12 protein-coding genes and 1 pseudogene are annotated in these 13676 nt (G+C 64.9%); 6 read left to right on the plus strand and 7 right to left on the minus strand.

Going from position 1 to position 13676, the window contains the following annotated elements; translation table 11 throughout:
* Positions 1-26: 26 nt before the first annotated feature.
* Positions 27-1772: an aa3-type cytochrome oxidase subunit I gene (gene ctaD, locus LOK44_RS03915; RefSeq protein WP_163924502.1), complete on the minus strand. Its 1746-nt coding sequence runs from the start codon at positions 1770-1772 to the stop codon at positions 27-29.
* Positions 1773-2256: 484 nt separating this feature from the next.
* Between ctaD and LOK44_RS30055 the strand changes: the two genes are divergently transcribed.
* The 4 genes from LOK44_RS30055 (at position 2257) to LOK44_RS03935 (ending at position 5919) form a co-directional block, all read left to right on the plus strand.
* Complete coding sequence (locus LOK44_RS30055; RefSeq protein WP_163924501.1) at positions 2257-3273, plus strand: M23 family metallopeptidase; 1017 nt, start codon at positions 2257-2259, stop codon at positions 3271-3273.
* A 226-nt stretch (positions 3274-3499) separates the two neighbouring features.
* Positions 3500-3886 carry a BlaI/MecI/CopY family transcriptional regulator gene (locus tag LOK44_RS03925; protein ID WP_163924500.1) on the plus strand — a complete coding sequence of 129 codons (387 nt, stop codon included), beginning with the start codon at positions 3500-3502 and terminating at the stop codon, positions 3884-3886.
* Positions 3883-4827: a M56 family metallopeptidase gene (locus LOK44_RS03930; protein ID WP_163924499.1), complete on the plus strand. Its 945-nt coding sequence runs from the start codon at positions 3883-3885 to the stop codon at positions 4825-4827. Before LOK44_RS03925 ends, LOK44_RS03930 begins: the two co-directional genes overlap by 4 nt.
* Positions 4828-5457: 630 nt before the next feature.
* Positions 5458-5919: a DUF305 domain-containing protein gene (locus LOK44_RS03935; RefSeq protein WP_237568963.1), complete on the plus strand. Its 462-nt coding sequence runs from the start codon at positions 5458-5460 to the stop codon at positions 5917-5919.
* A 53-nt stretch (positions 5920-5972) separates the two neighbouring features.
* On the opposite strand, the gene LOK44_RS03940 is transcribed toward LOK44_RS03935, so the two are convergent.
* Positions 5973-6905, minus strand: coding sequence for a cytochrome c oxidase assembly protein (locus LOK44_RS03940; protein WP_237568964.1), 933 nt, complete (start codon positions 6903-6905; stop codon positions 5973-5975).
* A gap of 133 nt (positions 6906-7038) precedes the next feature.
* Positions 7039-7638 (minus strand): TlpA disulfide reductase family protein, encoded by a 600-nt coding sequence (locus LOK44_RS03945; RefSeq protein WP_372481166.1) that lies wholly within the window; start codon positions 7636-7638, stop codon positions 7039-7041.
* A gap of 294 nt (positions 7639-7932) precedes the next feature.
* On the opposite strand from LOK44_RS03945, the gene LOK44_RS03950 reads away from it, so the two are divergent.
* Entirely contained in the window at positions 7933-9180 is a 1248-nt protein-coding gene (locus tag LOK44_RS03950; protein ID WP_372481167.1) for a L,D-transpeptidase, read from the plus strand.
* Here LOK44_RS03950 and ripC read toward each other — a convergent pair.
* Complete coding sequence (ripC, locus tag LOK44_RS03955; protein ID WP_237568727.1) at positions 9177-10262, minus strand: peptidoglycan hydrolase RipC; 1086 nt, start codon at positions 10260-10262, stop codon at positions 9177-9179. The two genes, LOK44_RS03950 and ripC, sit on opposite strands and share 4 nt — an antisense overlap.
* A 311-nt stretch (positions 10263-10573) precedes the next feature.
* Between ripC and ctaE the strand changes: the two genes are divergently transcribed.
* Entirely contained in the window at positions 10574-11167 is a 594-nt protein-coding gene (gene ctaE / locus LOK44_RS03960) for an aa3-type cytochrome oxidase subunit III (RefSeq protein ID WP_163924497.1), read from the plus strand.
* 367 nt (positions 11168-11534) lie between these two features.
* On the opposite strand, the pseudogene LOK44_RS03965 reads toward ctaE, so the two are convergent.
* From LOK44_RS03965 to LOK44_RS03975, 3 genes and pseudogenes are all read right to left on the minus strand, one after another.
* Positions 11535-11989: pseudogene (locus LOK44_RS03965) on the minus strand (hypothetical protein); the annotation flags it as partial.
* Between the two features lie 140 nt (positions 11990-12129).
* Positions 12130-12435, minus strand: a complete 306-nt coding sequence (locus LOK44_RS30060; protein ID WP_372481168.1) for a hypothetical protein — start codon at positions 12433-12435, stop codon at positions 12130-12132.
* Positions 12436-13036: 601 nt separating this feature from the next.
* A complete protein-coding gene (locus tag LOK44_RS03975) occupies positions 13037-13429 on the minus strand; it encodes a hypothetical protein (RefSeq protein WP_237568728.1) in 393 nt (130 codons plus the stop codon).
* Positions 13430-13676 lie beyond the last annotated feature (247 nt).

Here is a 13676-nt window from a genome sequence, read left to right on the forward strand (position 1 = left end):
TCTTCCCGACCATCGCTGAAGCCGGCTTAGGTGCGCACTTGCGCGTCGTCGAGCCGGGTCACGTCGCCGTCGTCGGGGCCGTGAGCCTTGCCGACGTGCGCCTCGGCGCGCATCCGCTCCACCATGTGCGGGTAGTGCAGCTCGAACGCGGGACGCTCCGAACGGATCCGGGGCAGCTCGGTGAAGTTGTGCCGCGGCGGCGGGCAGCTGGTGGCCCACTCCAGGGAGTTGCCGTAGCCCCAGGGGTCGTCGACCACGACGGGCTCGCCGTAGCGCCAGCTCTTGAAGACGTTCCAGACGAACGGCAGCGTTGACAGACCGAGGATGAAGGCGCCAACCGTGGAAACGATGTTTAGCGTGGTGAAGTCGTCCGCAGGCAGGTAGTCGGCGTAGCGGCGCGGCATGCCCTCGTTACCAAGCCAGTGCTGCACCAGGAACGTGGTGTGGAAGCCGATGAACGTCAGCCAGAAGTGCAGCTTGCCCAGCCGCTCGTCGAGCAAACGTCCGGTCATCTTCGGGAACCAGAAGTAGATGCCCGCGTAGGTGGCGAACACGATGGTGCCGAAGAGGACGTAGTGGAAGTGCGCGATGACGAAGTAGGTGTCGGTGACCTGGAAGTCGATCGGCGGGCTGGCGAGCAGCACACCGGACAGGCCGCCGAGCAGGAAGGTGACGAGGAAGCCCACCGAGAACAGCATCGGTGTCTCGAACGTCAGTTGGCCCTTCCACATCGTGCCGATCCAGTTGAAGAACTTGATACCGGTCGGGACGGCGATCAGGAACGTCATGAAGCTGAAGAACGGCAGCAGCACCGCACCGGTGGCGTACATGTGGTGCGCCCACACGGCCACCGACAGGGCCGCGATGGCCAGCGTCGCGTAGATGAGGGTGGTGTAGCCGAAGATCGGCTTGCGGCTGAACACCGGGAAGATCTCGCTCACGATGCCGAAGAACGGCAGCGCGATGATGTAGACCTCGGGGTGGCCGAAGAACCAGAACAGGTGCTGCCACAGCAGGACGCCGCCGTTGGCGGGGTCGTAGATGTGGGCGCCGAGGTGGCGGTCGGCGGCGAGTGCGAACAGGGCGGCGGTCAGCAGCGGGAAGGCCAGCAGCACCAGGATCGACGTCACCAGGATGTTCCAGGTGAAGATCGGCATCCGGAACATGGTCATGCCGGGGGCGCGCATGCAGACCACGGTGGTGATCATGTTGACCGCGCCCAGAATCGTCCCCAACCCGCCGACGATTAGGCCGAGGATCCACAGGTCGGCACCGGCTCCTGGGCTGCTGATGGCATTCGACAGCGGCGTGTAGGCCGTCCAGCCGAAGTCCGCCGCACCACCGGGAGTGATGAAGCCACCCAATGCGATCAGCGCGCCGAAGAGAAACAACCAGAACGACAGAGCGTTGAGTCGCGGGAAGGCGACGTCGGGCGCGCCGATCTGCAGCGGCAGCACCAGGTTGGCGAAGCCGAACACGATGGGCGTCGCGTAGAACAGCAGCATCACCGTGCCGTGCATGGTGAACAGCTGGTTGTACTGCTCGTTGGACAGGAACTGCAGCCCCGGAATCGCGAGTTCGGTCCTGATGAACAGCGCCATGAGACCGCCGGCGAAGAAGAACACGAAGCACGTGACGACGTACATCATGCCGATCAGCTTGTGATCGGTCGTGGTCACCAGCTTGTAGATCAGGCTGCCCCTCGGTCCCACCCGTGTCGGAAACGGACGGCGTGCCTGTAGCTCACCGGCCGGCGGCGCTTCGGCGACCATGACATCCTTTCGACACGGGGCTTTCGACCCCCACATCTGCGACCTACTGACTAGAGCCGTAGTTTAACCTACTGAGAAGACTAGTACTATCTGCCGTAGTAAGAAGGCCGAGACTCGCGAGTCGATGGACGATCTCCGATGACGGGCCCCGACGGCAACGGCATCGAGCGGCGCACCGGCTCCGGCTCGCACCGAGAGGGCGGGGCCACTACGCACCACATGCCCCGCTAGTCAGGCGCCGTTCAGGCTCGGACGAAGTCACGTGACAACGCCACGTAGCGGCCTACTACGTAGGTGCTTACACGCTCGCTCGTTCGACGTGTTACAACAAATGTGTTCAAATGTTCTCTGACACAGAATCTTTGACGCGATGCGGCACTGCCTGATCCACTCTGCGGCGACCGGCGGCTTGCTCAACCGCGAGTGTTCGGTTAGCGTCTCGCCAACCACATAACAAATCGGTAACGACAAGGACCGTCTCGAATTGGTGCATCACCAAAGCGCGCGCCGACGAACATCGGCTGACCGTGCGGCCACCGATGTCACCGAGGTCATTGCCTTCGGCGAGTTCGGGGCGTTGGCCGAGACGGCGAGTCGCTACAGCCACCCGTTCGCCGTCGATCGGGACGTGCTAAACGCACCCGAACTCGATGACCTCAACGACTTGGCAGACGAGTCGCCACGGCTTCTACTCGCGCCGAGAAGTGGGTCAGGTCCCGCGATGGCCGTGCCGGTCACCGAGACACGTCCCCAACGACGCCCACTGCCGTCGCACCGAGCCAACTCGAGCACTTCCGCCTCCACCACGGCCGGGGCGCATCGACGCCTCCCCGACTCAGCGGGTGCAGTGCACAGCAGACTAGTCATCGCGGCCATGGCCGCCGGCGCCGTCGCCGCGGCAGCAAATGCAGCGGTTGGCGCGACCGAGGCGCGACCCGACCCCATCCTGGTCGCCGACAGCGCAACGTCTCCGCCTGCTTCCCCCAATACTTCAGGGATGCAGATCGTTTCTGTCTCGAATCAATTCGATGCGGCCGTGCACCAACGGGAACTGGCCAACGGGACGGCCTTCGCCCAGGAACGCGCGCAGCGCGAGTCCCAACTTCGGCGCCCACAATTCGCCTTTCCCACTCAGGGCATCCTGACGTCCGGCTTCGGCGCACGCTGGGGAACCTTGCACGCCGGGCTCGACATCGCCAACGCCGTCGGCACGCCCATCTACGCCGCGTCGGATGGCCAGGTGATCGCCTCCGGCCCCACACCGGGCTACGGCATGTGGGTAAAGATCCGCGCCGCGGACGGCACGGTCACGCTTTACGGTCACATCGACACCACCACGGTGCAAGTCGGCGAGCGTGTGATGGCTGGCGACCAGATCGCCACCATGGGCAACAGAGGGAACTCGACCGGACCGCACTTGCACTTCGAGGTGCACGGCAACGGATCGATCAAGACCGACCCAATGGCGTGGTTGCAGGAGCGGGGAGTGCGCGGCAGATGACTCGCGTTGCTACGGTCGCGCCGCCGGGGCCGTCCGCCACCGCAATGCCCTTGGTATGACGGCTGAACGGGAGCCCTGCCGAGTCGAACGGGGCGCGCTGCACCGCATAACCCGTTACAACGGTCGTGCCCGCTGCGGCTGACGCCGGCGACAAGGGCTCACTTCGGCGCACCCTGCTGAGCCCCACACCGTAAGCTACCTACTGACTAGATCAGGAGGTTGGATCATGACGCGGGTGCGTGGCTTCGGAGAACTCGAGGCGTCCATCATGGACCGGCTCTGGAATCGTGACCCTGACGCCGACACCTCGGTACGACAGATATTCGACGAGTTGAGCAGCGAACGGCACATCGCGTACACCACCGTGATGTCCACAATGGACAACCTCCACGGCAAGGGTTGGTTATCGCGTGAACGAGACGGCAAGGCATACCGGTACCGGCCGACCCTGACTCGCGAGGAGCACAGTGCGCGGCTCATGCTCGAAGCACTGAGCGGCGGCGGTCGTTCAGAAGCGGTCCTCAGTCACTTCGTGGCTCAGATCGACACGGAGGAATCCGCTGACCTGCGCGCTGCGCTGCGTCGCCTCGCTCGGAAAACAAGCGGCCAATGACCATCGCGGCGGCCTTGATGCTGTACGTCGCGGCGATATTGGCGTTGGGGCCGAAACTGCTGAGCCATATCACCGCTGATGGCGGGGCGCCGCGGCTCGCAATAGCAGCTTGGACGACCGCGGTGGTGATGGTGATCGGCTGCTCGGTTGCCGCCATCGCGCTGCTCTTGGTCGAGGCCGCCGGACACTGGGACAGCCCCGACTCCTTGCTCGTCTCGTGTTTGGAACGTCTACGCGCAATCCTCCTTGGCCATGCCGGATTACCGGCAAGATGGGTCGCAACCGTCGCGGTGGCCATCGCCGTCGGAAGCTTGGTGGCCGTCGTCGTTCGAATCGGCCGCGCTATGAGTCGCATGCGCATACACACCTTTGCGCACGCCGACGCAGTGCGCCTGGTCGGCAAGTCGCACGGCAGCGACGTCGTAGTCATCGAGGCAGCTGAACCTGCAGCGTATTGCGTCGCGGGCCGACCCCCGGCGATCGTGGTGACCACCGCAGCGCTGGCCGCACTCGATGAAGCACAACTGGCAGCCGTCGTCGCCCACGAGCGAGCTCACCTCGACGGCCGGCACGCCTACGTCGTCGCCGCGGCGCGGGGCCTCACCGCCGCGCTGCCCAAATTCGGGCTCTTCACGAGCGCAGCGACGCACATCGGCGCCCTCCTCGAGATGTGCGCCGACGATACGGCCGCACGCCGCCACGGCCGTCAGCCGTTGCTCACGGGTTTGCTAACCCTCTCGGGCGCCTTCACCCCGGCCCACGGTCTGGCCGCCGCCGGTATCGCCGTGCTCACCCGAGCGGTACGGCTATCAGACCCACCACGCGGCATGGCTCGCATGCAGGCCCAAGTAACGCTGAGCGGTGCGGTGGCGGCAATGGCCGCTACGCCGCTAGCGATCGTCGCTCTGGCGCTGACGGGCGCGTTGATCTGCTTCGCGTAGAGCGCGTACGACATGCCCACGGTTGCTGACACCAAATGCCATGCCACAGGGCTGCTTCGACGATGGAGGCAAATACGGGCCTGGGAGGTTCTGTCGGTGCCGACTAGGCGCCGGGAAGCATCACCATGCCGGCGAGGTAAGCGCCGGCAGAGTCGGCCATGGCGAAGGCCAACACGGTCAAAAACAGAGCCAGGAGCAGTGCCGTCGCGATCCATCGGCGAGCCAACCGACGCTTCCGCGGCGCTCGACGGTGCTCAGTGCACGTCAACCACGGTCCGTGACAAGACACGGCCACTGCGCTCTTCACGTCTTCAATCTACTATGACGCTACGTAAGTGACCAGCGCTTCACGGTCACCCGACACGAGGTGCAGTAATGGGTTCTCAGATCTATGTCGGCACGCTCCGAGGCTGCAACGGGCGCCGTCTGCCGAGCGGCGCTCGAACGACATGCCCACGCATCGATCCGGCCACCCACACCGGCCGGGCGGCTCGCACGGCATGGGTGTCACTCACACTCGTGACGACGATGCTTATGACGGGATGCGGCGGCGCGAATTCTCTTACTTCGCAACCAGATTTAGGTGGCGCGCCTGCCGTCACTGAACAATCGCACACTCGATCCGACGTGATGTTCGCCCTCGACATCATCGATCACAGCGCTCAGGCCATTGCGCTGAGCAACCCGGCCATGAGCAAGCAAGGCATCGCGCCAATGGTCCGCGACATCGCCCAACGAATATCCGCGACCAGCACCACCAATCTCAACCAGCTGCAAACACTCCTTCAAGAGTGGGGATTCGCTCCCCCTCCCGTCGGGCAACCGCCGACAGCGGCGGCACCCAGCATCCCCGTTGCGCCGGGTGAACACCCCCTTGCCGTCGACGCCGACGTGCGTCGCGCAGCCAATGCGACCGGCCCGGATGCAGGGGGCCAGTATCTCGATTTGATGATTAGGCAACACCATTTCACCATCTCGGCCGCGCGTGACCAGCTGCAGACAGGGTCGAATCCTCGCGCGAGGGCGATCGCGCGCTCGCTCATCGAGCGCCAGCAGTCCGAGATCGTGGCCATGGAGGCCCTTCAGCGCTGACGGGAACTCCCGGGGACCCGGCTGCCAGTCTTGGGATCGTGGTTGCCATGCGGTCACTCGTGCTCGCTGGCAGGCCTCGGCTCGACGGTCGAAGGCCGCGATTGTTGACGCAGCCCGCGCAGAAACGCGTTATAGGCAGCCAATTCGGCGTCGTCGCGTTCGACGTCGGCCTCCCTCTTGACCGACTCCGACGCCTCGTCACGCTGCCACCGGATGGCGAAGATCAACGTAATCAGCAACGCGACGGGCTCGCCGTACGACCACGCCAAACCGCCGGCGACCGCCTGATCGGCGACCGGGTCGACGTTCCAGCCCGATGGTGGATGAGCAAAGGTGTCGGTGAGCGCCCGCGGCGCCATCATCAAGATGACACCAATGAAGACGTGCAGGGGCATCTCGACGAATATGTCGAAGAACCGGCCAAGGTTGCTCTGCCGGACTGGCAATGGACCGGTCGACAAGATCGGCACTATGAACAGCAGTCCGCTAATCAAGAAGAACATCTGCAGTGTGACGTGTCCAGCCACGCTGGCTGCCGCCGCGTCGAAGAGGTCGGACAGGTACAGGCCGTAGTAGCTCAGCAAGAAGACCGGAATGGTGAAGCCGGGATGCAGCACGATTCTGCTCGCCCGGCACCGCAGTCCCCCGAGCGCAGCGACTAACACGTACCGTCCAAATCCACGATGAGGCGTAGACCTGAGCAACAGTCGCCCGGGTGCACCGAGCACCAGCAGCGGTGGAACGAGGATCGACAACGTGAGATGTTGAAACATGAAGGCGCTGAACAGGCGGTAGCCGTAGCCGTCGATGGCTAGGCCCGTCACCGCCGCCAAGGCCAGGCACCCCGCCAAGAAACTCGCCGTTCGCATCCAGGCCCACTCGCGGCCCTGCGACTTGACGACTCGAACGGCAGCCACGTACCACACCGCCAACGCAACGGCCATCATGGGCAAGATTGGAAGCGGCGGCGGGAACCACCCCAGCATCGCCCACAACGACGGCGGAGAGGCGGGAAGTACAACCTCACCGATCACCAGGCCGTCCCCCTTCAAGTCGCGGCGTTGCAATCGCGTACCGGCCGCACCACTCGCCGACCTTCAGCCGGGGCGCAGTCGCCGTTCACTTCGGAAGCCCTGAGTCGCTCACAGCCTCGGCGGCGAGGCGACGGACCAGGGGTTCGAGATCCTCGGCGAGCAGCGCCCGGAGGAACACTGCGGCGACGCGGTGCGACCGGTCCAAGACGATGGTTGACGGAATGACGGTGGTGGGATACCTCTCGCCCAACGCGATCATCGTGCGCATCGGCGGGTCGTAAATCGACGGAAATGTGACCTTTCGATCGATGATGAAGTCGACCGCAGCTTGGCGGTTGTTATCACGGACATCGATGCCCAAGAAGGCCACGCCCTCGGACCGGGTAGCGTCGTACACCTTCTGCAGCTCCGGCATCTCCGTGCGACAGGGACCACACCACTGACCCCACACGTTGATGACCACCACCTGCCCGGTGAAGTCATCGACTGACAACGTGCGGTCGGGGTCCATCAAATCGGGTCCGCGAATCGGCCCCGGACTACCACGATCTTGCGGCGGGTCATAGAGGATATCGACCTGCCCGCCCGGCGACACGAACTCGAAGGAACCGCCCTGAGCGACCGCATCGGTCCCACTAGAACACCCGGACACTGCGGCGCTGAGCAATACGGTACTCAGACCCACGACGATTCCGCGCCGGATTGCCGCTGCACCGCGTGACGGTACTCGCCGGCGACGCTCAACGCGTGTCGTCGTTCCCCACGTGGACGTCCGTGGCACACCGGTTAGTCCATCAGTCACTTCAGCCGCCACTCACTTGGCCTCACCCTCTGCGGAACAATTACTGCACGGCCCCACACGATTGCCAGCCATTCTCTGCGGCAGCCGTGTACCAGCGGCCGAACGCGCACAGCACATTCTACGTAGCGACTACGTACGATGTTAACGCAACGACTCCACCACGAATGACGGGACGACATGATGAGGCGGATCCACTCCGCGGCGAGCCGGCAGCGCAAGAGCATCTGGCGGACGACGCTGATGTTGTTGACGATCCTCGGCGTGGTCTCGAGCGTCGCAGCGTGCGGCGGCGGTCTCCCCACGCCACAGCAGGAGCAGCAATCCAGGGCGATCGTCGACAAGGGCACTCCTTACGCCGATCTGCTCGTTCCGAGCGTGCAAACGTCGGTCGCCGAGGGCGACGTCGGGGTCCCGGTGGAGTCGCCGGTTACGGTCAGCGCGGTGTCCGGTGTGCTGGGCGCCGTGACCCTCACAAACGAGGAGGGTCGAGTGGTCGCGGGCGAAGTGAGCGCCGACGGCGTCACGTGGCGCTCTGCGGAGCCACTGGGTTACAACCGGACCTACACGTTGAACGCCGAGGCGCTCGGGCTCAGTGGCATCGCGCGCAGCAGCGCCACGTTCGAGACGCACTCGCCACAGGACCTCACGATGCCCTACGTGTTGCCCAACGAAGGCGAAGTCGTCGGCGTCGGGCAGCCCATCGCCGTGCGCTTCGACGAAGACATCCCCGACCGGCTCGCCGCTCAAGATGCGATCACCGTCACGACGAATCCTCCGGTCGAGGGCGCCTTCTACTGGCTAAGCGACCGCGAAGTCCGATGGCGCCCAGCGCAGTACTGGAACCCGGGGACCACGGTAGAAGTCAACGTCAAGGCCTACGGCGTCGACATGGGAGAAGGACTCTTCGGTCAAGACGACGCCTCCACGCGGTTCACGATCGGTGACGAAGTCATCGCCACTGCCGATGACACCACCAAGACGATGACCGTGCGTGTCAACGGCAACGTCGTCAAGACGATGCCCATCTCCATGGGCAAGGACAAGACGCCCACCGACAACGGCACCTACGTCATCGGTGATCGATATTCGTTTCTGGTCATGGACTCCTCGACCTATGGCGTGCCGGTGAATTCCCCCGACGGCTACCGCACCGAGGTCAACTGGGCCACTCAGATGTCCTATAGCGGAATCTACGTGCATGCCGCCCCATGGTCGGTCGGCAGCCAGGGCCGCGACAATGTCAGTCACGGATGCCTCAACGCCAGCACCGAGAACGGCAAGTGGTTCTACGACAACACCAAACGAGGCGACATCGTGGAGGTCGTCAACACGGTGGGGCCCACCTTGTCCGGTACCGATGGACTCGGCGACTGGAACATCCCCTGGGATCAGTGGAAAGCGGGCAACGCTGCGGTAACCGGCTAATACCGGCGCACGTTGTAGATCGGCGCCGACGAGATCGGCGCCACCTTCACCGGCGTGCCATAGGTGGAGGCGTGCACCATGTTGCCGTTGCCGATGTAGATGCCCGCGTGTGAGGCGTCCGAATAGAAGGTGACGATGTCTCCGGGCTGCACTTCCGCGGTCGCCACGGGTTGTCCGCCCGCCGCAAGCGCCTGACTCGACCGCGGGAGCGACTTGCCGCTCTGCAGAAACGCCCACTTGATGAGCCCCGAGCAGTCGAAGGCATCCGGCCCTGTCGCACCCCACGAGTAAGGCGCACCCACTCGGGTCAGCGCCGCCTGCACCACCATCGCCCCCTCGGGTGAGTTAGGCGGACTCGGCGCCACCGGCGGTGTCGCTTCGGGCAACGCCACGATGACAGGGTCTGCCGGGGGCGGGGGGGCGGGCGGCATCGGCCCAGGGTCGGCAAGCGCTGCACGTTGACCCGGAGTCAACGCCCGATACAACGCCTCCACTTCGGCGACCTGCGCACGTAGGCGGCTCTGCTTGGATTGCAGGCTGGCGCGGACCGCTGACGCCTGTTCCGCGGCTGTGCGTGCTGCCATCGCCGACGATTGCGCCGCGCGCGCGGCCTCGTCGGCACGGTTGGACGCGTCGCGAAAGGCGACTACCCGGTCAGAAACGTGAGTGGCCATCACCCGGCTCGTCGTGAGTCCATCGAGCAGGCGTTGCGGAGACTGCGCGGTCAACGCAGCACCGACCATGCTGGTCGAGCCTCCCATATACGCCGCAGCCGCTACCTCGTTCACCGCGGCCTGATACCGACCAAGGTCGGCTCGCGCTGCGGTCATCGCCCCGAGTTCAGCGCGTTCGAGACCCTCGGCCGCGCGCTGTGCCGCGACTTTCGATTCGAGGTCCAGTTCGGCCGAATACACCGCTTCCGAAGTCCGCTCGGCTTCCCGAGAAAGCTCCGTCATTTTAGCCAAGGCATCAGCAGCCGGGTCGGCCCACGCTCTCTCCGCCGAGTCACCAAGCGACAGTGCCAACACGAACGCCACGACGAGAGCGCCCGCCGAACGGCATGCCCCGGCAGGGCGATTCATCCTCAAGACATCAGTCCTAACACCGCAGGGAGATCTATGGTCTAGCTACGTAGGTCACGGAAAGATTACGAGCAACGTCGTCCGATGTCCACGCCCCCGGCCATATCCATCGGCGCGTGCGCACCCGACACGAGTTCACCTTCCTGTCGAGGCCACGGAAAAATTGTGACTGCCGCTGCTGATTCAAGACTCCGGTTCAGCAGCGTCCCAGCGCCGCAGCGACCGCAATCCACGGTGTGCGATAGTAGGTAGCGACATAGTAGGTAGCGTCCTAGTAGATTGTCTGCGGGCTTGGCTCGACGAGGAACGACATGACAACCGGCACGGCAATCACGGCACGAGTTCATTCATTGAATCGGCCCAACATGGTCTCTGTCGGAACCATCGTGTGGTTGTCGAGCGAGCTGATGTTCTTCGCCGGTCTATTTGCGATGTACTTCACCGCTCGCGCCCAAGCCGACGAGTGGCCGCCGCCGCCCACCGAGCTGAACCTCGCCCTCGCGGTGCCGGTGACCCTGGTCCTCGTTGCGTCCTCATTCACCTGTCAGATGGGCGTCTTCGCCGCCGAACGCGGCGACGTGTTCGGCCTCCGCCGGTGGTATGTCGTCACCTTCCTGATGGGCCTGTTCTTCGTCCTCGGCCAGGGATACGAGTACGTGAGCCTGGTGCGTGAGGGAACCACGATCGCCGGCAGCGCATATGGATCGGTGTTCTACCTCGCTACGGGCTTTCACGGGTTGCACGTGATTGGTGGTCTCGTCGCCTTCGTCTTGCTGCTTGTGCGCACGCGTATGAGCAAGTTCACCCCCGCCCAAGCGACGGCGGCCATCGTGGTGTCCTACTACTGGCACTTCGTCGACATCGTGTGGATCGCGCTGTTCGCCGTTATCTACTTCGTGAGATGATCGATGCCACGCTGCGTTCCCCCGACTACGTTCGACGGCGAACCGCATGGGCTCCCGTCCTGCTGGCAGCCACCGCAGCACTGTTAGGACTTGCCTCCATCGCTGCGCCAGCTGCCGCGGCTGAACCGTCCTCGGTGCAGGGCACCTCCTCGACAGCCCCACCAAGCTCGGCCGACCCAACACCGACCACCCATTCCTACGACGACGCGCACACCGGCGAACAACCCGAAGGTGCCAGCCCCGCTCTGTGGATCCTGGCGGGCGCGGTCGCCGGGCTGATCGCAATCGCAGTCGTCATGCTGAGGGCGGGCAAACCCCCACGCCATCACCTCATTCGAGGTCCGTAACCAGTGCGCGAACCGCGCGATCAGCCGCCGAACAACAGATACAGGCCCAGGAAGGTGTGTCCGACCATCGTGAGCATCATTGCCAATTGGCCACTGATCTGATGCCGTCGCGTAAGCAGACGCAGCGCCCGGTCGTGCGCGGCAACGACGGCCACGATGTGTCCAAGGACGACGCAGGACACCTTGATCAACCACTTCACCGACGGATGGGCCGACAGCACGTACACCACGTCGGACCGGTCCAACCCCAGCAGATGCCACCCTCGCCCAGTGGATGGGCCAGACGGACGATCGTTTCCTGACCACGCTCAACCGACTACGACAAATGGTGGGCGAAGATGTAGCCCACCACTATTGGTATCGAAGAGTGCGTCAGCTCGCCGGGTAGCCGCTAACGGCTTTCTCGATCTACGCCGCCGGTAGCGCGTGCGGCGGCCCAGAACGCGACACCGACGACCGTCGCGAACACGACGAGTAGCTGTGACGGTACGCAAGAGCGACGCAGCCTAAGCCTCGCTCGGCACAGGTACCGATGGCGGCAGAGCCACCTACGGGGTCGCCTGGCCAATCCGCTGCCGCCACACCCAGCCTTCTACCCGTCCGCCAGAACGAGACTTACTCAGCGGTGGGCTGGTCGCGAAGCAGCGCCGCTTGCACCGCGGCGGCATCCCAGCCATCGCGCACCGCGTCGCGCAGCGCCACCGATCGTGCGCGCCGCACACCGCGACTGTCGAAGCGCCGCACCGCATGGCGGCCGCCGCCGCGACGCATCCGCGCCATCCGCTCCATGTTGTCGCCCTGGGAACCCGACACGACGTGCTGTCGCACGTCGGCATCGGCCGTGATCTTCACGCACACCGGGTTGTCGCATTCGTGCAAACCCAGCACCCCCGCAGCCACGGTTCCGCTTGCGATCGCCAACGCGTAACGGTGCGGCCGCACGCAGAACCCCACGCCGTCGCGCGTGAGGTAGAACCGGCCGTAGCCATCGGCGCCGATGGCACCGATCCAGATGTCGCAGTCCGAACGCGTTGGCCCGCAGACGACGTGACTGTCGAAGCGCGCGATCTCCGCGGCGTGCCGACGCCGATCAACGATTAGTTGGCCAGCGCTTCGCGTGGCCGCTGACCCTACGTCCGTGCACTGACGTTCAGCACGCCCCACGGCGGGCGTCGGCGCCCCGCCGCACGCGCGCCGCGGGGAGCTACTGGTTCGGCGTGGCATCTGATGTCCCGTCCAACAGTGCCTGTCGCCTCTCCAGCTCGCGCTCGATGATGGACCCCGCGCGCTCGACGTTGCGAGGGTCTGCGCGCACGTGGCGCAGCGCGTCGTCGGTGTGCGCGACGGCGAGCGGATCCCACTCGGGGGTGGTGAAACCCTCTTAGTCGTGCACCACGATCGGCGCCTCATGGCTCAATGGTCGCCCTCCGGTGGCCTCCTGCATCAGGCCGTGGCCGCATTCGGCTCGGCGTCACCGGGGTAGGCAACCCCCCGCGCTCGTCGCTCTTCTCGCCGACGTCGCCTAGTGCGCATGCGAACCGTTGCTGGGCATGGACTTCTCGTCTCTCGGAGCGTGCCGCAGCATGGTCCGAACGATTCCGATTCCGACGTCTGTCCGTGCGGCGATGGTCGTCAGCGTCTCACCACGGTCCTGCATGCGTGCGACCGCTGCGCCTGCCTTCGCCCGGTGCGTGGCCACTCGCTTGGCAGCGTCGGCGTCGACCTGCGCGCGCAGCTGGGCCAGGCGCTCGTTCTTCCAGACCTCGACCTCGGAGAGCTTGCCGACCTCGTAGAGGAAGTTCGTGGCGTCGTCGATGTTCGCCTTGTCCCGCGCCGCGCGCGCTTCATTGGCGCGCCGGTTCGCTTCCACGGCCCGTCGCCGGGCTTCCAACTTGGACGTTCCTGCTGCTGTCATGACCGGGACACTAAAACCGGTCGGGCTGGACGTGCCACCACCACAGCCACATTCGCCGTCCACCAATTTTTTCGTCGGCGCCCCTGCCGCAGCACCGCACCTCACTCACCCACCGCGCAGCCCGCCCGTTCACCAGCGCCGCACCGCCCGCTCAGCTCACCCCCTCACAGCCACCTCCCACGGCCCAACGACAGACCACACACCTCTTGCACTCAGGAAGCCCGGCAGTCTAAGAGTTTTCTAAGAA

Origin of the sequence: Mycolicibacterium lacusdiani, from assembly GCF_021916785.1 — a bacterium.
GTDB lineage: Bacteria > Actinomycetota > Actinomycetes > Mycobacteriales > Mycobacteriaceae > Mycobacterium > Mycobacterium lacusdiani.